At 70.4% G+C, this 24450-nt stretch carries 24 protein-coding genes and 1 tRNA gene; 11 read left to right on the top strand and 14 right to left on the bottom strand.

The window, feature by feature from the left end; all coding sequences use genetic code 11:
• Positions 1 to 64 precede the first annotated feature (64 nt).
• The gene (locus EFK50_RS16925; RefSeq protein WP_123228779.1) at positions 65 to 853 is read left to right on the top strand and encodes a CPBP family intramembrane glutamic endopeptidase; all 789 of its coding nucleotides are present in this window, start codon (positions 65 to 67) and stop codon (positions 851 to 853) included.
• A gap of 60 nt (positions 854 to 913) precedes the next feature.
• On the opposite strand, the gene EFK50_RS16920 is transcribed toward EFK50_RS16925, so the two are convergent.
• Positions 914 to 2842 (bottom strand): hypothetical protein, encoded by a 1929-nt coding sequence (locus EFK50_RS16920; protein WP_148046217.1) that lies wholly within the window; start codon positions 2840 to 2842, stop codon positions 914 to 916.
• 130 nt (positions 2843 to 2972) lie between these two features.
• Positions 2973 to 3647, bottom strand: coding sequence for a response regulator (locus EFK50_RS16915; RefSeq protein ID WP_183407893.1), 675 nt, complete (start codon positions 3645 to 3647; stop codon positions 2973 to 2975).
• A gap of 283 nt (positions 3648 to 3930) precedes the next feature.
• Between EFK50_RS16915 and EFK50_RS16910 the strand changes: the two genes are divergently transcribed.
• The 7 genes from EFK50_RS16910 (at position 3931) to efeB (ending at position 9237) form a co-directional block, all read left to right on the top strand.
• Positions 3931 to 4263, top strand: coding sequence for an ArsR/SmtB family transcription factor (locus tag EFK50_RS16910; protein WP_123228776.1), 333 nt, complete (start codon positions 3931 to 3933; stop codon positions 4261 to 4263).
• Positions 4264 to 4469: 206 nt separating this feature from the next.
• Positions 4470 to 5054 (top strand): adenylate kinase, encoded by a 585-nt coding sequence (locus EFK50_RS16905; RefSeq protein WP_123228775.1) that lies wholly within the window; start codon positions 4470 to 4472, stop codon positions 5052 to 5054.
• A gap of 75 nt (positions 5055 to 5129) precedes the next feature.
• Positions 5130 to 5483 carry a zinc ribbon domain-containing protein YjdM gene (locus EFK50_RS16900; protein WP_123228774.1) on the top strand — a complete coding sequence of 118 codons (354 nt, stop codon included), beginning with the start codon at positions 5130 to 5132 and terminating at the stop codon, positions 5481 to 5483.
• A 130-nt stretch (positions 5484 to 5613) separates the two neighbouring features.
• A tRNA-Arg gene (locus EFK50_RS16895) sits at positions 5614 to 5689 on the top strand.
• Positions 5690 to 5917: 228 nt separating this feature from the next.
• Positions 5918 to 6772 (top strand): iron uptake transporter permease EfeU, encoded by an 855-nt coding sequence (gene efeU / locus EFK50_RS16890; protein WP_123228773.1) that lies wholly within the window; start codon positions 5918 to 5920, stop codon positions 6770 to 6772.
• 33 nt (positions 6773 to 6805) lie between these two features.
• Positions 6806 to 7966 (top strand): iron uptake system protein EfeO, encoded by a 1161-nt coding sequence (efeO, locus tag EFK50_RS16885; RefSeq protein ID WP_123228772.1) that lies wholly within the window; start codon positions 6806 to 6808, stop codon positions 7964 to 7966.
• The gene (gene efeB, locus EFK50_RS16880; protein WP_123228771.1) at positions 7963 to 9237 is read left to right on the top strand and encodes an iron uptake transporter deferrochelatase/peroxidase subunit; all 1275 of its coding nucleotides are present in this window, start codon (positions 7963 to 7965) and stop codon (positions 9235 to 9237) included. The genes efeO and efeB overlap by 4 nt, the downstream gene beginning before the upstream one ends.
• Here efeB and EFK50_RS16875 read toward each other — a convergent pair.
• Positions 9234 to 10403 (bottom strand): saccharopine dehydrogenase family protein, encoded by a 1170-nt coding sequence (locus tag EFK50_RS16875; protein ID WP_123229091.1) that lies wholly within the window; start codon positions 10401 to 10403, stop codon positions 9234 to 9236. The genes efeB and EFK50_RS16875 overlap by 4 nt on opposite strands.
• Before the next feature lie 65 nt (positions 10404 to 10468).
• Between EFK50_RS16875 and EFK50_RS16870 the strand changes: the two genes are divergently transcribed.
• A complete protein-coding gene (locus tag EFK50_RS16870; protein ID WP_123228770.1) occupies positions 10469 to 12400 on the top strand; it encodes a beta-propeller domain-containing protein in 1932 nt (643 codons plus the stop codon).
• A 19-nt stretch (positions 12401 to 12419) separates the two neighbouring features.
• The gene (locus tag EFK50_RS16865) at positions 12420 to 12689 is read left to right on the top strand and encodes a DUF2277 domain-containing protein (protein WP_123228769.1); all 270 of its coding nucleotides are present in this window, start codon (positions 12420 to 12422) and stop codon (positions 12687 to 12689) included.
• Positions 12690 to 12756: 67 nt separating this feature from the next.
• On the opposite strand, the gene EFK50_RS16860 is transcribed toward EFK50_RS16865, so the two are convergent.
• Positions 12757 to 13443, bottom strand: coding sequence for an iron-dependent transcriptional repressor DtxR (locus EFK50_RS16860; RefSeq protein WP_123228768.1), 687 nt, complete (start codon positions 13441 to 13443; stop codon positions 12757 to 12759).
• 12 nt (positions 13444 to 13455) lie between these two features.
• The gene (locus EFK50_RS16855) at positions 13456 to 13827 is read right to left on the bottom strand and encodes a hypothetical protein (RefSeq protein WP_123228767.1); all 372 of its coding nucleotides are present in this window, start codon (positions 13825 to 13827) and stop codon (positions 13456 to 13458) included.
• Positions 13828 to 14008: 181 nt separating this feature from the next.
• Between EFK50_RS16855 and EFK50_RS16850 the strand changes: the two genes are divergently transcribed.
• Complete coding sequence (locus EFK50_RS16850) at positions 14009 to 14650, top strand: response regulator (RefSeq protein WP_123228766.1); 642 nt, start codon at positions 14009 to 14011, stop codon at positions 14648 to 14650.
• A 100-nt stretch (positions 14651 to 14750) separates the two neighbouring features.
• Here the strand turns inward: EFK50_RS16850 and EFK50_RS16845 are convergent, their stop codons facing one another.
• The 9 genes from EFK50_RS16845 to EFK50_RS16805 form a co-directional block, all read right to left on the bottom strand.
• Positions 14751 to 17027 carry a methyl-accepting chemotaxis protein gene (locus tag EFK50_RS16845; protein WP_246004213.1) on the bottom strand — a complete coding sequence of 759 codons (2277 nt, stop codon included), beginning with the start codon at positions 17025 to 17027 and terminating at the stop codon, positions 14751 to 14753.
• Positions 17024 to 17494, bottom strand: a complete 471-nt coding sequence (locus EFK50_RS16840) for a chemotaxis protein CheW (protein ID WP_123228765.1) — start codon at positions 17492 to 17494, stop codon at positions 17024 to 17026. The genes EFK50_RS16845 and EFK50_RS16840 overlap by 4 nt, the downstream gene beginning before the upstream one ends.
• Complete coding sequence (locus EFK50_RS16835; protein WP_123228764.1) at positions 17494 to 19791, bottom strand: chemotaxis protein CheA; 2298 nt, start codon at positions 19789 to 19791, stop codon at positions 17494 to 17496. The genes EFK50_RS16840 and EFK50_RS16835 overlap by 1 nt, the downstream gene beginning before the upstream one ends.
• Positions 19792 to 19868: 77 nt before the next feature.
• Positions 19869 to 20837, bottom strand: a complete 969-nt coding sequence (locus EFK50_RS16830; protein WP_123228763.1) for an SGNH/GDSL hydrolase family protein — start codon at positions 20835 to 20837, stop codon at positions 19869 to 19871.
• A gap of 58 nt (positions 20838 to 20895) precedes the next feature.
• The gene (gene csrA / locus EFK50_RS16825; protein WP_123228762.1) at positions 20896 to 21129 is read right to left on the bottom strand and encodes a carbon storage regulator CsrA; all 234 of its coding nucleotides are present in this window, start codon (positions 21127 to 21129) and stop codon (positions 20896 to 20898) included.
• Between the two features lie 17 nt (positions 21130 to 21146).
• Entirely contained in the window at positions 21147 to 21545 is a 399-nt protein-coding gene (gene fliW, locus EFK50_RS16820; RefSeq protein WP_123228761.1) for a flagellar assembly protein FliW, read from the bottom strand.
• Positions 21546 to 21570: 25 nt separating this feature from the next.
• Positions 21571 to 22461 (bottom strand): flagellar hook-associated protein FlgL, encoded by an 891-nt coding sequence (gene flgL / locus EFK50_RS16815; protein ID WP_123228760.1) that lies wholly within the window; start codon positions 22459 to 22461, stop codon positions 21571 to 21573.
• Complete coding sequence (gene flgK / locus EFK50_RS16810; RefSeq protein WP_123228759.1) at positions 22461 to 23852, bottom strand: flagellar hook-associated protein FlgK; 1392 nt, start codon at positions 23850 to 23852, stop codon at positions 22461 to 22463. The genes flgL and flgK overlap by 1 nt, the downstream gene beginning before the upstream one ends.
• A complete protein-coding gene (locus EFK50_RS16805) occupies positions 23852 to 24331 on the bottom strand; it encodes a flagellar protein FlgN (RefSeq protein ID WP_123228758.1) in 480 nt (159 codons plus the stop codon). Before EFK50_RS16805 ends, flgK begins: the two co-directional genes overlap by 1 nt.
• Positions 24332 to 24450 lie beyond the last annotated feature (119 nt).

Genomic DNA, 24450 nt, shown 5'->3' with positions numbered 1-24450 from the left:
CCGGGCACCCGCCGGAGACCGTGTGCCCAGGCGTGACACCCCCGGGCGCTGCTAGCGTCCCTCCATGACGAATCCGGACACATCGCCCGCTGCCGGCCGGCGCCTCAGCTATGCAGGGTTTGCCGCAGTAGCGGCCGTCTACCTGGCGATCATCCAGGGCGGCGGCCGCCTCGCGCAGGAGGTCTTCGACGCCGGCGACGGCTTCACGACCACCCGCGACGTGATCGTCAACATGTGGATCCCGCTGGGCGCAGCGCTCATCTTCACGTACGGCGTGATCGCCTACCTGGGCTGGCTCAAGCCGGTGCTGAGCGACGACCGCCCGACGCAGCGGTGGGTCTGGGCGGTGCCGATCATCCTGGCGATCTGCCTCCTGGGGGCCATCGACTACGCCGACCTCGGCGACAAGGGTCTCGGCTTCGCGCTGGCGCTCTTCGTCGCCACCCAGTTCGTCGGCTGGGGCGAGGAGGGCATGTTCCGGGGAATCGGCGTCACCGTCTTCCGGGAGCACGGCCTGACCGAGGGCAAGGTGGCGCTCTGGTCGAGCATCGCCTTCGGCGCCGTGCACCTGACGAACGCGCTCAGCTCGGGCGGCCAGGCCGTGCAGCAGGCGATCGTGGTCAGCTTCGCCGGCTACTTCTTCTACCTGACCCGCCGGGCGTCGGGCGGCAACGTGCTGAACTCGGTCCTGCACGGCCTCTTCGACTTCTCGCTCCTGACCGGGACCGCGATCATCGTCGACCAGAAGGGGTACGCCGGCTCCGGCTTCGCAATCCTCGCCTACCTCCTGATCGCCCTCCTGGTCCTCGCCCGCCGCAAGCACATAGAGCCCGCCGCGACCGGTTCGGCCTAGCACCGTCGAGCGCTCGATCGCCTCGCCGGGAGCTCCGCGATACGTGCGCCGGAGCCGACGTCAGCCGAGCACCAGCGCGACGCCGACCGCCACCACGACGAGACCGAGCAACTCGTTGCGCCACGAGCGCGCAGGCGCCGGCCCGTCGCGTCCGACCAGGGACAGCAACGAGACCACCAGGCCGGGAAGGGCGAGCAGGACGAACCCGTTGCGCACCACGTCCGGTCCGGTGAGCGTCGTGCTGGCCCAGCTCGAGGCCAGCATCCCGACGACCAGCATGAACAGCACCATCGCGACACCGCGCGGCAACGCCCGGTAGAGCAGCTCGGAGTTCGGGAAGCGATCGGACAGCAGGCCGAGCAGCGACGGGAGCACGAAGACCGCACCGCCGACCCAGAGCTGCCACGAGTTCCCGACGAACGGCTCCGCGACGAAGACGAACACGGCGGTCCGCACCAGCGCCGCCGCCACGGCCCGACCGGCCGAGGGCTCGGGAAGGATCCCGGTGTCGACCACCGTGAGGCGTTCCGGGAACAGCCGGGTGCTGATCTCCTCGAGGACGACCCGGACCAGCACGGCCGCCATCACCACGACGGCGATCCGGTCGGCGTACGGGTCGATCGGGGACTGCCGACCGGAGAGCCCCGCCATGCCGCCCACCGCGCCCTGCACCGCCCACCCGCTGACCAGCGCCGCGATCACCCCGTCCGCGAGGCGGTCCCAGGTGTGCATCGCACCGAGCTCCCGGGTACGTCGCAGCGGCCGCGACGCGGAGGCGATCAGCGGGATCGCGAACCACAGCGCGGCCAACCCCAGGAACGACCGCAGGCTCGGCGCGAATCCCAGGTCTCCCGGACCCCAGAGGAGGACCCCGAAGGCGAAACCGGCGACACCGAGCAGTCCGGCGGACGCGTCGAGAACACCCAGGCAGATCAGGGCGGCGGTCAGCAGCACGGACGGCGGCAGCGGCAGGCCGTCGGTGTACGACGCTGCGCGTACGCCGACCACCAGGGCGGCGACCGGCACCACCAGCCAGGTCACTCCGAGGATCGCGCGCAGGTAGGAACCGTCGGCCGCGATCCTGGCGAGCAGCGGCGCCCGCAACGACAGGTCCTTCGGCAGCGAGCGCGACAGGCGGTCGAGGATCAGCCATCCGGTCAGCAGACGCCACCAGCGCGAGTGGTCGCCGGGCCCGGCGCGATCAGGGTCGAACTCGTACATCCCGTTGTCCGCGACCAGCACCGACCCCTCGGAATCCTCCGCGCCGGGCGGGTAGCGCTTGCGCCAGGTGCGGCCGCTGGCGGCAGCGAGACCGGAGCCGCCGATGAGCGCCAGCACCGCGAAGCCGGTGACGCCGAGGTCGAGGATCGCCTTCTGCGAGAGCGGTGCGGCCTTGCCGTAGGCGCTGGGAGCGTCGCCGTCGCCGTCGCCGGCCTCCACCCGGGGCGCACCGCCGGCAACCGGGATGTCGGCCTTCTCGCCGGCACCGCCGGCGGGGACCTCCGGAGTGGTGCGAGCACCGACCGCGTCGTCGCCGGCGTCGTCCACCGCTGCACTGTTGTCGTCGCCGGCGTCGTCGCTCGCGGAGCTCCCGCCCTGCGGGACCGCCGGGGCCTTGGTCGGGTCGACGGCCGGGGGCGGCGACGGGACCGGAGTGGGCGGGGGCGAGGGAGTGGGAGCGGGGCGGCGGCCGAGACTGCACGAGACGGTGCCGTCCGAGGCGACGGCGTACGAGCAGCGGAACAGCACCAGATCGAGGCCGAAGTCATCGACCTTGTCGACCGGCGTGCCCTTCGCGCCGGTGTGCACCTTGACCGTGAGCGAGTCCGGGTCGAGCTCGACGCCCTGCCCCGAGGGCAGCAGGATCGTGACCGGGTCGGGATGGTCGGCCGCCGTGGACGGTCCGCCGACGAGGAGCACGGCGGCAAGCGCGGCACCAACGGTGCCGAGCACCGCAGCGCCACGCGCGAGACCTGATCCCTGGAACACGACAGGAAGGTAGGCAACGGGCGACGCAGCCGTGGGTCGCTTCCGAGGCCCAGCGCTCATTTGTCCCACGATCGGGGGACACCACGTCCTCGCCGAGACGCGTCGGGCCGCCTGCTCCGCGCAGAGTGGCCTAGTCCAGGTAGCCGTCGGCGAGCGCCGTACGGGCCAGGTCGACCTTGGTGCGCAGCGGGCGTCCCGCTGCGGCGTACTTGGACTTGACCCGGTCGACGTAGGTCTTCGCGGTCTCTCGTTTCACCCCGAGCGCGGTCGCGACCTGGTCGATCGTGCTGCCGGAGGCGTACAGCACCAGCGCGCGTTCCTCCTGATCGCTGAGCGCCGGACGGTCGCCCTCGCGCGCGAGGAACTCACCGAGCTCGCGGGTCATCCAGCGACCGCCACCGAGGACGGTCCGGGTCGCGGCGACGACGTCGGCGATCGAGTCCCGCTTGCTGACGACCCCGGTCGCCCCGGCGCGCAGCACCTGGCGCACCAGCGGCAGGGACGTCATCTCCGAGACGACCAGGACCTTGATCCCGTCCCGCACGAGCCCGCGGACGACGTCCGGGTCGACGCTGAGCCCGCGATCGACGTGCAGGTCGAGGGCGAGCAGATCGGGCGCGGACGCCGCACTCCCAGCGGCGAGCCAGCCGACGAGGTCGGGCAGGCTCTCGCCCTCGTGGACGACGCGCACGCCGCGCTGCGCCCGGAGTACCGACACCAGCCCCCGGCGCTGGAGCAGGTGGTCCTCCACGACAGCGACGCGCCAGTGCCCGGCACCCGCCTCGTTCGCGGACCCACTGTCCATGCCGTCCACCTCCGGGAGCTGCCTCCCACGCCTTCCCCCGCGCCGCCGTGCCACCGCGAAGGTAGGTGGCGGCAGACCACGAATCGGACCGAAGACGCCTCTGACCAGCGAAAAGACCCCAGATCTGGGGGCAGGGCGGACGCCGCGACGAAACCGCCGTACGACGCGGCAGGACCACGGCACCCTCGGGTGGCTCGGTCGGAGGAACACCATGACTTGAAAACATTCTCAAGTCGTGGAACGCTGACCACCTGATCCCGATGCACACCAGGGAAGGAACGTCGTGGGAGTTCCGCTGTACCAAGCGAAGGCCGAGTTCTTCAAGACCCTCGGGCATCCCGCACGGATCCGGATCCTGGAGCTGCTCTCGGAACGCGACCACGCCGTGCACGAGTTCCTCGAGGCGATTGCGATCGAGCCGAGCAACCTGTCCCAGCAGCTGGCTGTCCTGCGTCGCACCTCGATGGTGATCTCCTATCGGCGAGGTGGCGAGGTCTTCTACTCCGTGAGCGTCCCGGAGGTCCGTGACCTGCTGCTCGCAGCCCGGTCGATCCTTTCCGGTATCGCCGCCAGTCAGGCGGATCTCGAGCCCGAGCTGTCCCGCACGGCACTTTGATGGAAGCCCGCACAAGGTGATCGCACTGGCCTTCGAAGCGCTGACTGGCTGAGCGCCGGCCACGCGATCTGACGACTGGCGCCTGCTGGCGCTCGGCTTCGGATGTGCCACCGCGGGGCGCGTTGCCCGCACCTCCTAGTCCCACCCCTCCCTCACCGAGGCAATGGCGCCCCGACCGACCAGCACGAACGACGAAAGGCAGCACCATGCGCCTGCTCATCATCGGCCCGCCGGGCTCCGGCAAAGGCACCCAGGCTCTCCACATCGCCCGTCGCCTGGCGGTTCCCGCGATCTCGACGGGAGACATCTTCCGTGCCAACGTCGCGGCCGAAACCCCGATGGGGCGCATCGCGCGCGAGTACATGGAAGCCGGCGAGTACGTCCCCGACCAGGTCACCAACACCATGGTCCGCGACCGGCTCTCCGAGTCCGACTGCGCATCCGGGTTCCTTCTCGACGGCTACCCCCGCACGCTGCAGCAGGTCGCCGAGCTCGAGACCGTCCTGGCTCCCAGCGACTCGGCCCTCGATGCGGTCATCGAACTCGCCGTCGACCAGGACGTGCTCATCGAGAGGCTCCTGCTCCGCGCCCGGTCGCAAGGACGTGCCGATGACACCGCCGAGGTCATCAGCCGCCGCCAGGAGCTCTACACCGCGCAGACCGCACCCCTGACGCGCCACTACGCCGACCTGGGCCTGCTCCACCTCGTCGACGGCAACGGATCCGTCGAAGACGTGGCGGCCAGGATCGCCCTCACCCTGGACCAGCTCCTCGCGAGGACGACGTCGTGAACCAGCAGCCGGCCCCCAGGCGAGCCCGCCACCTGACTCAACCCCATCGCACGACGACCCGCATCGGAGCAGCAGATGAGTAGCACCCCTTCCCCCTGTCCGCAGTGCAGCGGCACCTTCACCTACGAGCTCGGCCCCCTGCTGGTGTGCCCGGAGTGCGCCCACGAATGGTCACCTGCCGAGGCCGCAGAGAGCGACGAGAGTGCGGCGCCGGTCGTCAAGGACGCGGTCGGGAACGAGCTCGCCGACGGGGACACCGTCACCGTGATCAAGGACCTGCGCATCAAGGGGAGTTCCAGCGTCGTCAAGGTCGGTACCCGCGTGAAGAACATCCGACTCATCGACGGCGTCGGAGACCACGACATCGACTGCAAGATCGACGGCATCGGACCCATGCAGCTCAAGTCCAGCGTCGTCAAGAAGATCTGACCCGCCTGCCCCGGCAGGGACGGCAGCCGGATTGGCCCGAGATCGCACCAGTTGAGCACAGCCACACCACCGTCACTAGACTGACGCCCGGCGTGCGCGGGGGTCTTCCTCGGCCATCGGCGCACGTCCCGCCCCAGTAGCTCAGTGGATAGAGCAGCCGCCTCCTAAGCGAAAGGTCGCAGGTTCGACTCCTGCCTGGGGCACCAACAAGCAGCCTCGGCACCATCAGCTCACCAGAGCAGCACTCTGCTGATGAAGCGAAAGGTCGCCAGTTCGACTCTGGCCTGGGGCACCAATCCGCAATTTTCGAGACTCCGCGTTCCCCGTGAACGCTCCGAGCCCGTTACCCGGCTCACACGCCGACCCGGTTGGCAAGCCTTACCTAAGAGGTGTTTACTCCTAAGGCAAGCCTTACCTGTTGAACCGGAGAAACCGTGCTCGCGAACTACCTGATCGGGCTGCGCGAGGGACTCGAAGCATCCCTCGTCGTGGTCATCTTGATCGCCTACCTGGTCAAGAGCGATCGGCGGCACCTGCTCCCCCGGATCTGGACCGGGATCGCCTTCGCCGTCCTGGTCTCGCTCGCCTTCGGGGCACTGCTGACCTGGGGACCGAAGCGGCTGACCTTCGAGGCCCAGGAGGCCATCGGCGGCACGCTCTCGATCGTCGCCGTCGGGTTCGTGACCTGGATGGTGTTCTGGATGGCCGGGCACGCCCGCAGCCTCTCCGGCGAGCTGCGCGGCAAGCTCGATCGTGCGGCCGAGGCGAGCTGGGTCAGCCTGGTCGTGATGGCGGCACTGGCCGTCGGCCGCGAAGGGCTGGAGACGGCTCTCTTCCTCTGGGCCGCCACCGAGGCCGCGACCAACAACCAGGGCTCCACCACCACGCCGCTGATCGGCGCGCTGCTCGGCATCATCACCGCGGTCGCGATGGGCTTCGCGTTCTACAAGGGCGTGCTCACCATCAACCTGAGCAAGTTCTTCAAGTACACCGGGATCATCCTGATCGTCGTCGCCGCCGGCGTCCTCGCGTACGGCGTGCACGACCTCCAGGAGGCCGACATCCTCAGCGGCCTGAACGACAAGGCCTTCGACATCAGCGCGACCATCGACCCGAACGCCTGGTTCGGCACCCTGCTCAAGGGCGTCTTCAACTTCCAGCCCGACCCCACCTGGCTCCAGGTCTGGGTCTGGCTGGCCTACCTGGTCCCGGTGATGGCGCTCTTCCTGCTCCGGCAGCGCACCCCGCGGTCACCGGCGCCCGCCCCCGCTCCCCTTCCCCAGAGCTGAATCCTCAGCCCGACCCTCGAAAGGCACACCCCTGTGAAGCTCCCGATCCTCCTCTCCGCCTGCGCCCTGGCGGTCGCCCCGCTCTCCGCCTGCAGCCTCACCGAGGACAACGACTCCGGTAAGAACAGCAGCAACAAGATCACCGTCACCTCGACCGACGACAAGTGCGAGGTCTCCGCGGCGAAGGCCGAGTCCGGGCGGATCTCGTTCAACGTCAAGAACGACGGCAGCAAGGTCACCGAGTTCTACCTGTACGGCGAGGACGGCCTCCGGATCGTCGGCGAGGTCGAGAACATCGGGCCCGGGATCACCCGCGATCTGGTGCTCACCGCGCAGCCCGGCACCTACTTCACCGCCTGCAAGCCCGGCATGATCGGCAAGGGCATCCGCGCCGACTTCACCGTCTCCGACTCCGGCAAGGACGTCACCATCAAGGGCGTCGACCAGAAGACCATCGACACCGCGCTGGCGCAGTACTCGTCGTACGTGAAGGACCAGACCAGCCAGCTGGTCGCCGACACCCAGGAGTTCATCGACGCGTACAAGGCCGGGGACGACGACAAGGCCCGCACCCTCTTCCCGACCGCGCGCACGCACTGGGAGGGCACCGAGACCGTCGCCGAGTCGTTCGGCGACCTCGACCCGAAGACCGACCTGCGCGAGGCCGACCTCGAGCCCGGTCAGAAGTGGACCGGCTGGCACGCGATCGAGAAGGACCTGTGGCCGCCGGCCAAGGGCTACACGGCCTTCACGCCGGCCCAGCGGGTCACCTACGCCGACGACCTGATGGCGAACATCACCACCCTCAACACCCGGGTGCAGACCCTGACCTACACCGTCGACCAGATCGCCAACGGCTCCAAGGGCCTGCTCGACGAGGTCGCGACCGGCAAGATCTCCGGCGAGGAGGACATCTGGTCGCACACCGACCTGTGGGACTTCCAGGCCAACGTCGACGGAGCCAAGGTCGGCTACGAGACCCTGAAGCCGCTGCTGGACGTCAAGGACAAGGCCCTCTCGGAGACCCTGGCGACCCGGTTCGCCGAGCTCCAGAAGCTGCTCGACAAGTACAAGGTCGGCGACGGCTTCGTCTTCTACGACACCGTCAAGGAGCCGCAGCGCCAGGAGCTCTCGGACGCCGTCAACGCGCTCTCCGAGCCGCTCTCCAAGATGGCCGGGGCACTCACCCTGTGACCACGGACGACCAGAACAGCACCGTCTCGCGCCGGCGGCTCCTCGGAGTCGCCGGCGCGGGCGCGCTCGCCGGTGCCGCCGCGCTCGGCGGGTTCGAGCTCGCGCAGGCCTCCGACGACGCACCGGAGACCCCGTCCGCGGGCCTCGCCTACGACTTCCACGGCCGCCACCAGGCCGGCATCGTGACACCGTCCCAGGACCGGCTGCACTTCGCCTCGTTCGACGTGACCACCAGCTCGCGCGACGAGCTGATCGCCCTGCTCAAGGCCTGGACCGAGGCCGCCGAGGCGATGACCACCGGCGCGAGCGTGGGCGCGGACACCCTGACCAACTACGCCTCGCCACCGACCGACACCGGCGAGGCACTCGGCCTGCCCGCGTCCGGGCTCACCCTGACCTTCGGCTTCGGGCCGTCGCTCTTCACCAAGGACGGCAAGGACCGGTTCGGGCTCGAGGCCCGCCGGCCGAAGGCGTTGCAGCACCTGCCGCACTTCCCCGCCGACAACCTCGACCCGGCGCGCACCGACGGCGACCTCTGCGTCCAGGCCTGCGCCAACGACCCGCAGGTGGCCGTGCACGCGATCCGCAACCTGGCCCGGATCGGGTTCGGCACCGTCGCGATGCGCTGGAACCAGCTCGGGTTCGGCCGGACCTCCTCGACCTCGACCAGCCAGCAGACCCCGCGCAACCTGATGGGCTTCAAGGACGGCACCGCGAACCTCAAGGGCGAGGACGCCGCCGAGATCGAGAAGTTCGTCTGGGTCGACCCCTCCGACGACGCGAACGCGTCCTGGCTCGCCGGCGGCTCCTACCTGGTCGCCCGCCGAATCAAGATCCAGATCGAGCCCTGGGACCGCACCTCGCTCAGCGAGCAGGAGGCGCTGATCGGACGCGAGCGCGCGCACGGCGCCCCGCTCTCCGGCGGCACCGAGTTCACCGACCTCGACCTGAAGATCGAAGGGCGCAACGGCCCGCTCATCGGGATGGACGCGCACGTGCGGCTCGCGCACCCGTCGCAGAACAACGGCACCAAGCTGCTGCGCCGCGGGTACAACTTCACCGACGGGACCGACGCGCTCGGCCGTCTCGACGCCGGCCTCTTCTTCATCGCCTTCGTCCGCGACCCCGGCAAGCACTACGTGCCGATGCAGAACCAGCTCTCGTCCCAGGACGGGCTGATGGAGTACCTGCAGCACACGGGATCCGGCCTCTGGGCGGTGCCGCCCGGCATCAGGAAGGGCGAGTACGTCGGCCAGGCCCTGTTCGCCTAGACGACCTCGAACGTGATCCCGGCCAGCTGCAACCGGGCCAGCAGGTTGTCCCCCATCGCCACCGCAGTGGTGACCTGGCCGGCGGTCTTCGGGTTGTCGTCGAAGACCAGGCTCAGTGCGGACTCGGCGAGCATCTTCGAGGTCTCGCTGTAACCCGGGTCGCCACCGGAGACCCGCGTGTGCACGGTCTTGCCGGCCGCCTCGCCGACGAAGTCGACGGTGAACCAGGACTTCGCGCGCCGGGACTCCGAGGGACCCTCGCCCTGCTTGATCCGCTTCTTCAGTGCGTTCCGCAGCGGCGGGATGTTCGCGGCCACCACCAGCGACCCGACGCCGAGCGCACCACCGACGGTGTAGCGCAGCGTCTTCAGGCCCGCGAAGTGGCTGTAGGAGAAGTCCGGGCCGTAGGCGTCGAGCGCGGCCGCCGAGCGGGTCACCACCAGCGGGTCGATCGTCGGCATCGGCAGCAGGTAGTAGCCGAGCACCGAGTCCCGCCCCGGCTTGCCCTGCACCCAGCGCACCTTGCGCCCCTCGGGGCGGCCCTCCTTGGCACGCCGCGCGGCCAGCGCCTTCTTCGCCGCGCCCTGCCGCGACATCGCTCCCATCGCGGAGTGGAAGGTGCCGCCGGAGAACTGCGCCCCGCTGCGCACGACGCCGCGCACCGTGGCCTTCTCGCCGGCCGGCAGCTGCTGCACCGTGAAGTAGGCACCGAGGTCGTGCGGGATCGAGTCGAACCCGCAGGCGTGCACGATCCGGGCGCCGGTGGCGACCGCCTTGTCGTGGTGGGCGACGTACATCAGGTCGACGAACTCGGGCTCCCCGGTCAGGTCCACGTAGTCGGTGCCGGCGTCCGCGCACGCGGCGACCAGCGCCTCGCCGTACTGGAGGTAGGGGCCGACGGTAGTGATGACGACCTTGGTGGCCGCGGCGACGGCCGCGATCGAGGCCGGGTCCGCGACGTCGGCCTGCAGCAGCGCCAGGTCGGCGCACGCCGGGTTGATCGCGGCGAGCCGGGACCGGACCGCCTCCAGCTTCGCGGTGCTGCGCCCGGCCAGCTCCCAGCGGCAGTCCGCCGGAGCGTGCTCGGCCAGGTAGGCGGCCGTCAGCTCCCCGGTGAAACCGGTCGCTCCGAAGACCACGATGTCGTACGTACGTGCTGCTGCCACGGTGTGCTCCTGGTGCTGCTGCGGGAGGAAGGGAACCGGTTCCAGCCTACCCACGTCTGATCCGCATGCGCTTACTCAGCAAGGTGGCCCTCGGCGGCTCGGTGGCATCAGCAGCGACGGTCGGAGCCCTGGTGGCGGCAGGGGTGTTCGCGACCAGCGCCACCCTGGTGGCCGTCGACCCGGTGGCCCCTCCTGCCCAGGCGGACGCGCTGACCCCGTTCGACTCCTGCGGCGACCTGCTGGACTGGTACGTCGACCGCGGCGTGCGCGAGGTGGGCGAGTACGGCTGGAACTACCCGTACTACGGCTGGGGAGACGTCGGTACGCCGCGGATGGCCTTCGACGCCGTCGGCGCGGGGCCGCAGAGCGCCGCGCTCTCCACCGTCAGCAAGTCCGTCGCCCGCTCCTCCAGCGCCACCGGAACCAACACCCAGGAGGAGGCCGTTGACGAGCCCGACATCGCCAAGACCAACGGCTCCCTGGTGGCCCGCATCGTCGCCGACCGCCGGCTGGTCCTCTTCGACGTCACCGGCGCCGAGCCGACGGTGACCCGGCGGCTGCAGCTGCCCCGGGACGGCTACGGCGCCGAGCTGCTGCTGGTCGGCGACCGGGTGCTGATCACCCAGCAGGCCTACGGCCGCGGCCCCCGCGCGCTGACCGACTCGTACGCGATGAAGTTCCCCGGCTACACCCGCGGCAACGGCACCCGGATCCTCGAGGTCGACATCTCCGACCCGGCCGCGCCGAAGGTCGTCCGCACCGATCTCTACAGCGGCGACCTGGTCTCGCTCCGCCAGTACGGCGACACCGTCCGCCTGGTGACCAGCACCCAGCGGCCGAACCTCAAGTGGACCTACCCGAAGAAGGGCGTCACCCGCCGCGAGGCCATCCAGCGCAACCGCGCTCTGGTCCGTGCGACCACCATCGAGGACTGGCTGCCGTCGGCGAAGAACGCCGGCCGCAAGAAGGCGCTGCTCGACTGCGACCAGGTCTTCCACCCGCAGAAGTGGTCCGGACCCGAGACGGTCGCGGTGACGACGTACGCGGTGGACGAGCCGGCGGCGGCGACCTCGGTCGCGGTCACCGCCTCGGGGCAGGTCGTCTACTCCTCGGCGGACCGGCTCTACGTCGCCTCCACCGAGTACGGCGACCGGTTCGACGACCCGATGGCCGGCGACCTGCGCCGCTCCGACCGGGTCGCGCCGACCCGGGTGCGGACCGACCTGCACTCGTTCGCGCTCGACGGCGCCAGGACCACCTACGTCGCCTCCGGACACCTCAACGGCAGCGTCCGGGACCGCTGGTCGCTCGACGAGTACGACGGCCGGCTGCGGGTCGCCTGGTCAACGATGGACCGCAAGGGCGGCACCCGGAACGGCATCTCGGTGTTCACCGAGAAGGACGACCGGCTCGAGCAAACCGGATTCCTCGACGGCCTCGGCCCGAACGAGGACATCCAGTCGGTGCGCTGGCTCGACGACCTCGCGATCGTGGTGACCTTCCGGCAGATCGACCCGCTGTACACGATCGATCTCACCGACCAGGACGCGCCGCGGCGGCTCGGCGCCCTGAAGATCCCCGGCTACTCGGGCTACCTGCACCCGATCGGCGGCAACCTGCTGCTCGGACTCGGCGTCGACGCCGACCGGAAGGGCAACACCCGCGGCGCCCAGGCGGCGGTCTTCGACATCAGCGACCTGACCGACCCGAAGCGGATCTCCCAGGTCACCTTCGGCCGCGACACCTGGATCAACGCGCTCGACGACCCCCGGGCCTTCACCTGGCTGGCCGAGAACCGCACCGGCGCGACCCCGGTCGCCGACTGGCGGAACAACCGGAACAGGCTGGTCGGCTTCGACGTCAGCCCGACCGGTCAGCTGCGCACCCGCACGCTCGCGCCGCTGAACCAGGACTACCAGGCGCGCACCCTCGACCTCGGGAACGGGCGGCTGGCGGTGCTCGACGCCTACCGGCTACGCGTGGTCAAGGTCGGGTGACCGACGTAGGTTTGACGGCATGTGCCGCAACATCAGAACCCTCCACAACTTCGAGCCGCCCGCGACCCAGGACGAGGTCCACGCAGCCGCCCTCCAGTTCGTCCGGAAGATCAGCGGCTCGACCAAGCCGTCGGTGGCCAACCAGGCTGCGTTCGACGAGGCCGTGGTCGAGATCGCCGCGACGACCCGGCACCTGCTCGCGCACCTGACCACCAACGCGCCACCGAAGGACCGCGAGGTCGAGGCCGCGAAGGCACGGGCACGGGCCGAGGTGCGCTACGCGCGCTAGTCGGCGCGCACCTCACCACGCCCGGACGTCGAGCCTGTCGAGACGCCGTGACGGACGCGCCGAGTGATCACACGCGGTGCACGAAGATGTGCTGCGCCGCGTCGATCAGGATCTCGGCGGTCTCGCCGCCGCTGCCGAGCAGCACGCCCTGGTCGGTGGCGACAGCCGCGACCGACTCCCCCGGCTGGGCGCCGATCCGGCGCAGGACCGACATCAGGGTCGCGTCCTTCTGCATCTCCTCGGAGATCCGGCGGACCTGCACCCGCGAGGTCTCCGGGCCGGCGACGTCGGCGAGCGCGCTCACGCCGGACATGAAGTCCTCGGTGTCCTTGTCCTCCCCGAGCTCGGCGAGACCCGGGATCGGGTTCCCGTACGGCGACTCGGTCGGGTGGTCGAGCAGCTCGAGGAGGCGCTTCTCGACGCTCTCGCTCATCACGTGCTCCCAGCGGCAGGCCTCCTCGTGGACCTCGGCCCAGTCCAGGCCGATCACGTCGACCAGCAGGCGCTCCGCCAGGCGGTGCTTGCGCATCACCCGGGTGGCGGCCTGCATGCCGGCCTCGGTCAGCTCGAGGTGGCGGTCGCCCTCCACGGTCAGCAGGCCGTCGCGCTCCATCCGGGCGACGGTCTGACTGACCGTCGGACCGCTCTGGTGGAGCCGCTCGGCGATCCGGGCGCGCAGCGGGACGATGTCCTCCTCCACGAGCTCGAAGATCGTGCGGAGGTACATCTCGGTGGTGTCGATGAGGTCACTCACGTGACCATTGTGTCACCGGTCGAGAAGTCGGCGTGCCACTTGGCGCTGCATCGGGATCCGATGGGCCGCTCCGGTGCGGGCCAGCAGGTCCGCGACGTCGTGCAGGGAGACCTTCCCGGAGGTGCTCCGGACGTCGATCTCGCCGAGCAGGCTCCGCTCCGCGACCTCGGCCGCGACGGGGATCCCGAGCACCAGGCGGTAGAGCGTGTCGTCGGTCGTGAAGTCGATGTCGGCGACCACCGCGGTCCGGTACTCGCCGTCCGCCAGGATCAGCACCCGCTCGCCGTACTCGAGGCCCCGGTCCAGCGCGGTGGCCGTGTGCGCGACCTGCACGGAACGGCTGCGGCGCGTGAACTCGGTCAGCTCGGTCTCGATGAGCTCCATGACGATCCTTCTCCCTGACCCCCTCAGTGTGGGCCTCCGACATGTCTAACTCCAGAAGTGCGTGTCGGTTACGCCCTTTTTCACACTTTTTGGCCGGAGCGGTCTATACCATTTGTCAGGATCTGTACCCACCTTCCCGACAATTCACGCATTTAGTCCGCAACCGCGATAGAACACCAGAATGAGTGAGCCCTTGCGCGTCTTCCTGCTCGACGACCACGACATCGTGCGTCGAGGCGTTCGTGCCCTCCTCGAGTCCGACGGCGACGTCGAGGTGGTCGGCGAGAGCTCCACCATCGCCGGCGCCGCGCACGCCATCCCCGCCCTGCGGCCCGACGTCGCCGTGCTGGACGCCCGGCTGCCCGACGGTTCCGGGATCGACCTCTGCGCCCAGCTACGGACGACCGCACCGAGCGTGCGGGCGCTGATCCTGACCAGCTACGACGACGAGGAGGCGATCGTCTCCGCGATCCGGGCCGGCGCGGCCGGCTACGTGCTCAAGGAGGTCGAGGGCGACTCGCTGCTGAGCGCGGTCCGGACCATCGCGTCGGGCCAGTCCCTGATCGACCCCACGATGGCCCGCCGGGTGATCACCTGGCTCGAGGAGACCAACCACGGGCCGGCGGAGCTCTCCGGGCTGACCGACCAGCAGCTGCGGATCCTGGAGCTGCTCGCCGAGGGACTGACCAACCGCGAGATCGGCCTGCGGCTCTACCTCGCCGAGAAGACCGTCAAGAACCACGTCACCCGGATCCTCGCCCGCCTCGGCGTCCAGCGCCGTACCCAGGCCGCCCTTCTGGCCTCCCGCCTCCTCCCCCGCTGAAGACCGTTGAGTAGGCCCTAGATTCCGTCGAGTGGTCCCGTTGCGCCGGCCGCAGCCGACACTTTGAGCCCACTCAACGGAATTTCGGGCCTACTCGACGTCAGACCTGGAACCTGCTGACCAGGTCCTTCAGCTCGGCGGCCATCCCGGCGAGGTCGGTGGCGGACTGCAAGGTGTTCTGCGAGCCGTGACGGGTGTCCTCGGCGGCGCTCGCGACCTGGGTGACGTCCTCGGCGATGCCGTTCGCCCCGGCCGCGGCCTCGGTGACGCTGCGGGCGATCTCGTTCGTCGTCGCGGTCTGCTCCTCGACCGCGGAGGCGATCGTGGTCTGGATGTCGTTGATCCGGCCGATCACCTCGGAGATCTCGGCGATCGCCGCGACCGCACCCTGGGTGTCGGACTGGATCGCCTCGATCTTCTGGCCGATGTCCTCGGTCGCCCGCGCGGTCTCCTTGGCCAGCTCCTTGACCTCGTTGGCGACCACCGCGAAGCCCTTGCCGGCGTCGCCGGCCCGGGCCGCCTCGATGGTGGCGTTGAGGGCGAGCAGGTTGGTCTGCTGGGCGATCGAGGTGATCACCTTGATGACCTGGCCGATCTCGGCGCTGGACTCGCCCAGGCTGGCGACCGTCCCCTGCGCCGAGCTGGCCACGCCGACCGCGCCGGTGGCGACCGTCGCCGCCTCGGTGGCGTTCTTGGCGATCTCCCGGATGCTCGCGGTCATCTCCTCGGCGGCCGTCGCCACCGTCTGGATGCTGGCCGAGACCTGGACCGAGGCGCTGGAGGCACTGGCCGCCCGCTCCGAGGTGGCGGTCGCGCCGTCGCCCATGCCCTGCGACAGGATCGTGAGCTGCTCCGAGGCCACCGCCAGCGTGTCCGCGGTGGAACCGATGTTGGTCATGCTGCCGCGCAGCGTCTCCAGCAGCGAACCGAGGCCCCCGGCCAGCTGGCCGATCGCGTCGTCACCGGCCACCGGGATCTCCCGGGTCAGGTCGCCGCTCGCGGCCGCCCGCACCACCTCGAGGACCAGGTCGACCTTGCGGGACAGCTCGGCCGCCTCCTCGCGGGCCACGGTCTCCTTGTCGATCCGCTCGATCGCCTGGGAGACCAGCCGGCCGACGTTGCGCAACGACTCCAGGCGCTGCTCGGACGGCTCCAGGGTCTCGGTCGCGAAGAAGTCCATCGTGCCGATCACCTCGCCGGCCACCGTGATCGGGAAGCAGACGCCCGACTTCACGCCGACCTTCTGGGCGACCGGCGCCCGGACGCAGTCGGTCATCTCGCCGATGTCCGCGGTGAAGAACAGCTCGCCGCTGGCCCAGGTGCGGCCGGAGAGGCCGACGCCCTTCGCGAACGACGCCGCCAGGGTGACCTTCCGGAACTCCTCACCGGCGTCGCCGGACTCCTGGACGTACTTGAGCTTCTGGTCCGCCTGGTCGATCCTCCAGAACGAGCCGTAGGCCCAGCCGAAGTCGTTGCGGACGGTGTCGAGCGCGCTCTGCACGGCCTCGTCGACCGACGACACCCCGGCCAGGCTGGCCAGCACGTTGTTCACCGCGGCAGTGTCGGCCGTCGCCTCGGAGACCTCCCGCTCGGCGCGCAGCCGGTCGGTGACGACCTCCCAGGTCGCCATCGCGCCGATGTACTCGCCGGACTCGTCGCGGATCGCCGAGACCAGCAGGTCCAGGGTCTCGGGCCCGACCCCGATGTTCGCCCGGCGGGGCAGGTTAGCGTCGTCGGCCAGGATGCCGCGCTGGTACGCCGGCGTCTTGTGGAAGATGTCCAGGCTCGAGCCGACCACGTCGGCCGCCTTCACCGGGAGGTGGTCTTCGAGCCGGGTCAGCGTCTCCAGCGACGCCGGGTTCATGTAGGTGATCACGAAGTCGCGGTCGGCGAACATCATGTTCGTCGGCGAGTTCTCCATCATCGACGTGACCCGCGCGACCTGCTTCTCCAGCTCGAGCTTCTCGGTCACGTTCTCCCAGGTCGCCATCGCGCCGACGTACTCGCCGTCCTCGTCGAGCAGCGCCGAGACGCTGAGGTCCAGGGTCTGCGGGCCGACGCTGATCAGCGCGCGCCGCGGCAGGTTGGAGACATCCGCGAGCAGGTGCCGCTGGTACGACGGGTCCTTGTGGAAGATGTCCAGGCTCGAGCCGACCAGCGCGTCCGGCTCCACCGGGATCCAGTCCGCCAGCCCGCGGAGACCCTCGACGGTCGCCGGGTTGGCGTAGGTGATCACGAAGTCCCGGTCGGCCAGCATCACCCGGGTCGGCAGGCCGTCGAGCACCGAGATCAGCTTGGTCAGGTCTGGTGCCGTCCGGGTCTTGCGGTTCGGCTTGCCGCTGGTCCCGTTGACGGGGACGGTGTCGAGCTCGGTCATGGGGTTCCTCCGGTGGGTAGCGGCGCAACCGAGACGTCGGCTGCACGATCGGCGTCGAGGACGAGCAGGATCGCGTCCGGCAGAGCGAGTACTCCGCTGACCACGTCCTGCACGACGGACGGCACGTTGGCGGGAGCGGGCTCGAGGTCGAGCCCGCCGTGGGGTGCGGCATCGGGCGTGATCACGTCTCCGATGTCGTCGACGAGGAGGCTGACCACCTCGCCGCGGCTGCGGACGATCACGTTCATCGGGAGTGCGCCGTCCGTGCGCGGCGGCAGGCCGAGCCGGTGGCGCAGGTCGACGGCGGTGACGATCTGGCCGCGCAGGTTGATCAGGCCCTGGATGGCCCCGGGTGCCGACGGCACCACGGTCAGCGGCTGGTAGCGGAGCACCTCCTGGACGCTGGAGACGGCGACCCCGAAGAAGAGTCCGTCCACCCAGAAGGTGCAGTACTGGGACTCGCTCATCAGGCGCCCACCCCCGAGTGCCGGACGACGGCCTCCAGGTCGACCAGGTCGGTGACCCGGTCGCCGATCACCGCGGAGCCGAGGACGCCGGTACGACGCCCCACCTCGCTCGGCGCGACCGCGACGTCGACCACGTCGAGCACCCGGTCGATCACGATCCCGATCCGGCTCGCGCCGGCCTCGTGCACGACGACCGACACCTGGTCGTCCTCGCGGGCGCGCTCGGCCAGGCCGATCGCACCGGCCAGGCGGACCAGCGGCAGGATGCCGTCGCGGTACTGGACAGCCTCGACGCCGCCGGACGTCTCGATCCGGTCGAGCGCGAACTCCTCCAGCCGGGAGACCTCGCGCAGCGGCAGTGCCGCCCGCTGGCCGCCGACCTCGAGCACCAGCAGCGCCGTACTGGCGTCCGCGGTCGCGACCGGGTCGGCGGTCTGGGCCGATCCGCGGCCGTGCTGGGCCAGTGCGTGCGCGTGCGCGATCCCGGGGACGTCGAGGATCAGCGCCACCCGGCCGTCGCCCATGATGGTGGCGCCGGCGTACGTCGCCAGCGCCTTGAGCTGCCGGCCGATCGGCTTCACCACGATCTCCTGGGTGTCGTGCACGGCGTCGACGCAGATCCCGAAACGGACCTCGTCGGCCTGCACCACCACGACGGTCAGCGCGTCGACGTCGGGCCGGGGACGTCCGAGCACCTCGGCCATCGACACCAGCGGCAGCAGGTGCCCGCGCAGCCGCAGCAGCGGGGCGCCGGCGATCTCCTCGACGTTGCGGGCCAGGTCGTCGGCCTCCAGCCGGACCAGCTCGACCAGATTCGCCTGCGGGATCGCGTAGGTCTCCTCGCCCTCGCCGATCACCAGTGCCGGGATGATCGCGAGGGTCAGCGGGATACGCACCCGGCAGGTGGTGCCGACGCCGACCTGGCTCTGCATGTCGACGGTGCCGCCGATGCGTTCGATGTTGGTGCGGACGACGTCCATCCCGACACCGCGACCTGAGACGTTGGTGACCTCCGCGGCGGTCGAGAAGCCGGGCCGGAAGATCAGGTTCACGATCTCGCGGGGCTCCATCCGGGAGGCCTGGTCCCGGGTGACCACGTTGCGCTCGATCGCCACCCGGGTGATCACCTCCGGATCGATGCCCTTGCCGTCGTCGCTGATCTCGACGACCACCTGACCGCTCTCGTGGAAGGAGCGCAGCAGCAGTCGCCCCTGGGCCGGCTTGCCCGCGGCCACGCGCTGGGCGGGGGGCTCGATGCCGTGGTCGAGCGCGTTGCGGACCAGGTGCGTGAGCGGGCCCTTGAGCGCTTCGAGGAGGGACCGGTCGAGCTCGGTCTCGTGCCCCTCCATCTGCAGGTCGACCTCGCGGCCGAGCTGGACGGCGAGGTCCCGCACGATCCGCGGCATCTTCGACCAGACCTGGCCGATCGGCTGCATCCGGGTCTTCATGATCCCTTCCTGCAGCTCGCTGGCGACCAGGTCGAGGCGCTGGGCGGCGCGCAGCAGCTCGATGTCGGCGGCACCCTCGGTCCGCTGGAGGACCTGGTTGCGGGTCAGCACCAGCTCGCCGACGAGCTGGACCAGGCTGTCGAGCAGGTCGACGTCGACCCGGACCGAGGAGTCGACGACCCCGCGACGCGCGCTCTCGTCGTCCTCCCGGGCGTCGGGCTCGGTGGGCACGGGCTCAGCAGGAAGGGTCTCCGCGAGCACGGGCTCCGCGAGCACGGGCTCCGCCGGCACAGGCTCCGCCAGCACAGGCTCCGCCAGCACGGGCTCCGCCACCGGGACCGTACTCGGGAACGGCACCGCGGCAGCCGGAGCATCCGGCGAGCTCGCACCCGGGTCGATCGTGGCGGCGCTCGCCTCCTCCTCCGGTACGCCGGCGGGCGCCTCCCCGCCCCCCGGCGTACCGTCGAGGACGGCCTTGAGCGCCGCCACGACGGTCTCCACGTCGACCTCAGCGGCCGTGTCCTTGCCGCTGCTCTCGACGGAATCCAGCAGCGCGCGGACGGTGTCCACCATCCGCAGCAGCTCTTCGGTGACCGGCCCGGTCATCACCATCTCGCCGTCCCGGAGCCGGGAGAGCAGGTTCTCGCCGACGTGGGTCAGCGCCTCCAGGCGGTTGAACGCGAGGAATCCGCTGGTGCCCTTGATGGTGTGGATCGTCCGGAAGATGCTGGAGAGCAGCTCCCGCGATCCCGGCGCGCGCTCGAGCTCGACCAGGTCCCGGTCGAGCTGGTCGAGGTTCTCGTGGGACTCCACGAGGAACTCGGCGATGATCTCGGCATCATCGTCCACTGCACCCACCTTGGGCCTCCCTCCGACGCAGTGCCTATCGGCGCTCCGCGGTCGGAGTTGAGGAAAGGGCGAGTCTCCTAGCGGGCGAGCTTCTTCATCACCGAGCGGTACTGGCTGGCGGCACCGGCCGAGTTCGGGTGCGCCGGGATCGCGATCGCCGGGGCGTTCAGGGAGATCCCGCCCAGTCCCTCGACGTACCGGGTGGTCGGTCCGGTGCAGACGTGGTGACCGTGCGAGTCGGCGAAGGTGTCCACCAGCTCGGCGCCGCCGAGCGCCGCCGCCCGCTTCACCATCGCGTTCAGCCGGTTGAAGGTGACGTGCAGGTAGGCCATGTCCAGGTCGGTGATCGGGACCAGCGGGTAGCAGCCCTTGGCCGGGATGCCGTCGAGGTAGTTGACCATCAGGATCCGGGCCTTCGGCGACCGCCGGTGGATCTCCTTCAGCGCGGCGACCAGCTTCGGCAGCGAGGCGTTGATCTGCTCGGCGAGCTGGTCGCGGCCGCCCTTGACGAAGCGCTGCTTGCAGCCGCCGAGCGGGACGCTCGACCCGAGCAGCGGCAGCGAGACCGGCAACCTGAGCGCGTCGAAGGCACTGGTGTTCGTCGGCAGCAGGTTCAGGCAGCTGATCGCCGCGCTCGCGAAGCCGGCGTCGTTGCCGCCGATGCCGACGGTGACCAGGTCGGTGGTCCGGGTCAGCCGGTTGAACTGCGGCGGGTTGCTGCCGCCGGTCGGCAGGCCGGTCTGCGGCCGGTAGAAGTCCTTCGTCGTCGCCGACCCGCAGGTCGCGTCCCGGAAGGTGCGGACCTTCAGCGCCTTGGCGACCAGCTTCGGGTAGTTGACCTGGGACTGCGCGCAGCCGATCGGCGCGTACTTGGTGGCCGGCAGTCCCTGGGCGTTGAGGATCACCACGTCGGCCGACCAGGAGTCGCCGAGCGCGACGTACTCGGTGTAGTGCCGCCCGGCACCCGAAGCCGGTACGACGGTCCCGACCGACCCGGCGAGCAGGGCGAGCGCACTGAGCACGATGAGCACACGGCGTGACTGCATGGAAGGTCTCCTTCGACGTCTGCAGTCACAACGCCGGAGGATGCCCCCGGGTCACGGATCAGTCCTGGTTGCGCAGGGCCTGGGTCAGGTTGGCGACGGCGTCCTCGCTGGGGGACGCGGCCTCGCGGTTGCTGTGCTCGAGCTGCTCCAGCAGCTCGGCCCGGTGCACCGCCACCGAACGGGGTGCGTCGATGCCGACCCGGACGATGTCACCGCGGACCTCGAGGATCGTGATGGTGACGTCATCCCCGATGACGACGCTCTCGCCCACACGGCGACTCAGAACCAGCATGCGGTCACGCTACGCGATCACGCCACCAACGGTGCCGCGATGGACAACGACGGATCATCCAGGATGACCTGGCTCGCCCGCCGGGTCGCGGTGTTCACCAGCACCGGCGCCAGCAGGTTGGCAGTGGTGCTGCCCAGCGAGTCGCCGGCGTTGAGCACCAGCAGCACGATCACGTCCTCGGCCGACGCGATCTCCAGGTCGGCGACGACCTCGTCGCTGACCTCCGGTGCGTACTCCGGGAAGAACGCCGACGGCGGCACCACCAGGAACCGCAGCGACGGGTCGTCCAGGGACCGCAGCTGGCAGAGCACACCGTCCTCGTCGAGCGCGACCAGCGCGAACCGGCGCTGGTCGGGGAAGCCCGGCAGCGGATGCACCAGGTCGATCACCGGGATCTCCGTCATCGTGGCGGTCATCGCGTCTCCCTCATCTCGCACGCACTCATCTCAAGAAGTCCAGCAGGCTCGGCTGCATCACCCGCGAGGTCGCCGCCAGCGACGCCTGGTACGCCGTCTGCTGCATCTGCAGGTCGACGATCACCTTGGGCAGGTCGGCGTTCTCGACCGAGCTCAGCGAGGTCTTCAGCTTCAGCTCGTCGTCGCCGGCCGCCTGGATCGCGGCCTCGACCCGGATCTGCCGGCTGCCGACGTCGGTCTGGGTCGTGGTGATCCGGTCCCGGTCGGCGTTGAGCGCCGTCATGCCGGCCCGGATGCCGACCTGGTCGCCGGCCCGCAGCGCCGTCGACAGCGCGGCGAGGTGGTCGAAGACCGAGTCGCCCGTCGGGCCGAACGCCTGCTGGCCGTCCACGTCGACCCGGATCGTCGAGCCCTCCGAGATCGTCCGGTTGACGGCGCCCGGGGTGCCGACGTACGTCCCGGTGGCGTCGTACGCCTTGGTCCCGGCGGTGACCCCGCCGAAGACCGGCCGGCCCAGGTAGCTGGAGTTCGCGGTGTCGATCAGGCCGGCCCGGATCTGGTCGACCTCGGCCGCCAGCGCCTCCCGCGCGACCGGGCCGACGCCCCCCTCGTTGGCCCCCTGCAGTGCCAGGTCCCGGGCGCGGAGCACCTGGTCGTTCATCGTGGTCAGCGACGAGTCGAGCTGGGTGAGCCAGCCGTTCCCGTCGTTGGCGTTGCGCGCGTACTGCCGCACGTCGGCCAGCGAGGACCGGATCCGCATCGCCGCGGTGGTGTCCGGCGGCGAGTCCGAGGGCCGGTTGAGGATCCGGCCGGTCGACAGCTGCTCCTGGAGCTTGGCGAGCTTGGAGAGGCCGAGCTGCAACGAGCTGACCGAGCGCTCGGAGAGCATGTTCTGGGTGACGCGCTGGATGGCCATCAGCGGGTCACCCCGGTCCGGTTGATCAGCGTGTCGAGCACCGAGTCCAAGGTGGTCAGCACCCGGGCCGCCGCTTCGTAGGCATGCTGTGCGGCGAGCATCGAGACGGTCTCCTCATCGAGGCTCACCCCGGAGAGCTGTTCGCGGGAGCCGTCGACCTGGGTGGTCAGCACCTTCTGGTTCGCGGCCAGCCGGGCGACCGAGGCGACCTCGGTGCCGAACCCGTTGACCAGCCGCTGGTACGACGACTCGACCCCGGTCGCGGCCGCCAGCGCGGTCGCGTTGCCGGCGTCCAGGCCGCCGCCGGGGATGCTCGATGCGGCCAGGTCGCCGGTCGCGGTGATCGCCACCGCGAGCGACGAGGCGGCGCTCCCGGGGGTGTAGCTGAAGAACGGCTGGCCCGGGTTGCCGGCCGCGTCGAAGCCCGCCACGTGCTGGGCGTTGACCTCGTCGGCGAGCTGCTGGGCGATCGCGTCCAGTCCGGCCGTGTACGCCGGCAGCGTGGTGTTGAGCAGGTCGGTGACGCCGCCGATCTCGCCGGTCATGCCGCCGGGCACCGCCGTCGTACCGCTGGTGTCGGTGATCGCGTAGCTGATCGGCGTCCCGTCGCTCGCCCCGGCGGGGGTGATCCCGCTGGCGATCTGCAGGCTGCCGGCCCGCTGCCCGACGACCAGCGGCACGCCGTTGACCGCGACGTCGAGGCCGCCGTCGGCGCGAGCGGTCGTGGTGGCACCGGTCAGCTCGGAGAGCCGCATCGCGAGCTGGTCGCGCTTGTCGAGCAGGACGCCCGCGTCGGTCCCGTTCAGGGACGCGATCGCGATGCTCTTGTTGGTCGCCGCGAGATCGCTGGCGACGGTGTTGACCTCGGCCACGTCGGCCTGGATCCGGAAGCGCTGGTCGCCGGACTCGCTGGCGATGTTGCGGGCCTGGATCTTGATCGCATCGGCGAGCGTCGCCGCCCGGCCGAGCACCGCGGAGCGGGCCGCGTCGCTGCCGGGGTTGTTGGCGAGGTCGTGCCAGGCGGACCGGAAGTCGGCGATCGCGGCGGCGACCCCGGAATCGCCGGGTTCGCCGACCCCGCTCTCGACCCGTTCGAGGACGGCCTGCCGGATGTCGAGGTACGCCTGGTTGCCGTGCTCGCGCCGGGCCCGTACGTCGAGCAGCGCGTCGGTGAGCCGGCCGACCGAGCCGACCCGGACGCCGTCGCCGGCACCGGTGTAGCGCGACCACATCGCCGGCTGGTCCGGTGCGCCGACGGACTCGCCGTTGATCCGTCGCCGGCTGTACCCGTCGGTGGAGGCGTTGGCGATGTTGCCGTTCGCGACGTCCATCGCGACCCGGTTGTAGCGCAGCGCGGAGAGCGCGGTGTTGAGCCCGGAGAAGGTGGACATCACAGGCTCCAGTCCACGAGCCGCTGCCGGTGGTCGGTCACGGTGACGGCCGCGCCGTCCGCGCCGTACCCCTCCGGGCCGCCGTCGAGGCTCAGCAGCGTCTCCCGCGCGGAGCGGTAGCCGGCGGTGATCAGGTCCCGGTTGGTCTCGGCCAGCGCGCCGATCTCGCGGGTCAGCGTCACGAACGCCTCGTGGTGGTCGGCGAAGATGCTCTGCCAGGGCTCGTCGACGGCTTCGGCGAGGACCCGCAGGCTGGGGTTGTGCGCCAGCCCGACCGAGGCGGCGACGGTGTCGGCGGCGACCGCCCTGAGGATCTCGGTCTCCCGGATGGTGCCGAGCACCGACTCGACCTCGCGTGCGGCGCGCATCAGCCAGCGCGTGCGCCCGCTGGCCAGGACCAGCTGCTCGATCTCCAGCTTGAACAGCAGGGTGTCGAGCAGTTCGCGCTCACGCCACAGGATCTGCGACAGCTTTTCCATGACGGCCCTTCGTGTGCCCGATCCGGCACGATGTCGACGGCTCCCGAGCGGAGTCCTTGGGTTGTCCATCGGCCCCAGAACCCCGATCTGAGGGGTTTCTGGGGCACAATCCCGTTAGT

The organism is Nocardioides marmoriginsengisoli (assembly GCF_003725695.1).
Taxonomy (GTDB): domain Bacteria; phylum Actinomycetota; class Actinomycetes; order Propionibacteriales; family Nocardioidaceae; genus Marmoricola; species Marmoricola marmoriginsengisoli.
Note: the sequence above shows the minus strand (reverse complement) of the source record. Positions and strands in the feature narration are given on the sequence as shown.

Coding starts and splice junctions, on each gene's coding strand:
- EFK50_RS16925 (WP_123228779.1), top strand. CDS start 65: ATGACGAATCCGGACACATCGCCCGCTGCCGGCCGGCGCCTCAGCTAT.
- EFK50_RS16915 (WP_183407893.1), bottom strand. CDS start 3,647: ATGGACAGTGGGTCCGCGAACGAGGCGGGTGCCGGGCACTGGCGCGTC.
- EFK50_RS16905 (WP_123228775.1), top strand. CDS start 4,470: ATGCGCCTGCTCATCATCGGCCCGCCGGGCTCCGGCAAAGGCACCCAG.
- EFK50_RS16900 (WP_123228774.1), top strand. CDS start 5,130: ATGAGTAGCACCCCTTCCCCCTGTCCGCAGTGCAGCGGCACCTTCACC.
- EFK50_RS16870 (WP_123228770.1), top strand. CDS start 10,469: ATGCGCTTACTCAGCAAGGTGGCCCTCGGCGGCTCGGTGGCATCAGCA.
- EFK50_RS16865 (WP_123228769.1), top strand. CDS start 12,420: ATGTGCCGCAACATCAGAACCCTCCACAACTTCGAGCCGCCCGCGACC.
- EFK50_RS16855 (WP_123228767.1), bottom strand. CDS start 13,827: ATGGAGCTCATCGAGACCGAGCTGACCGAGTTCACGCGCCGCAGCCGT.
- EFK50_RS16850 (WP_123228766.1), top strand. CDS start 14,009: ATGAGTGAGCCCTTGCGCGTCTTCCTGCTCGACGACCACGACATCGTG.
- EFK50_RS16845 (WP_246004213.1), bottom strand. CDS start 17,027: ATGACCGAGCTCGACACCGTCCCCGTCAACGGGACCAGCGGCAAGCCG.
- EFK50_RS16840 (WP_123228765.1), bottom strand. CDS start 17,494: ATGAGCGAGTCCCAGTACTGCACCTTCTGGGTGGACGGACTCTTCTTC.
- EFK50_RS16830 (WP_123228763.1), bottom strand. CDS start 20,837: ATGCAGTCACGCCGTGTGCTCATCGTGCTCAGTGCGCTCGCCCTGCTC.
- csrA (WP_123228762.1), bottom strand. CDS start 21,129: ATGCTGGTTCTGAGTCGCCGTGTGGGCGAGAGCGTCGTCATCGGGGAT.
- fliW (WP_123228761.1), bottom strand. CDS start 21,545: ATGACCGCCACGATGACGGAGATCCCGGTGATCGACCTGGTGCATCCG.
- flgL (WP_123228760.1), bottom strand. CDS start 22,461: ATGGCCATCCAGCGCGTCACCCAGAACATGCTCTCCGAGCGCTCGGTC.
- flgK (WP_123228759.1), bottom strand. CDS start 23,852: ATGTCCACCTTCTCCGGGCTCAACACCGCGCTCTCCGCGCTGCGCTAC.
- EFK50_RS16805 (WP_123228758.1), bottom strand. CDS start 24,331: ATGGAAAAGCTGTCGCAGATCCTGTGGCGTGAGCGCGAACTGCTCGAC.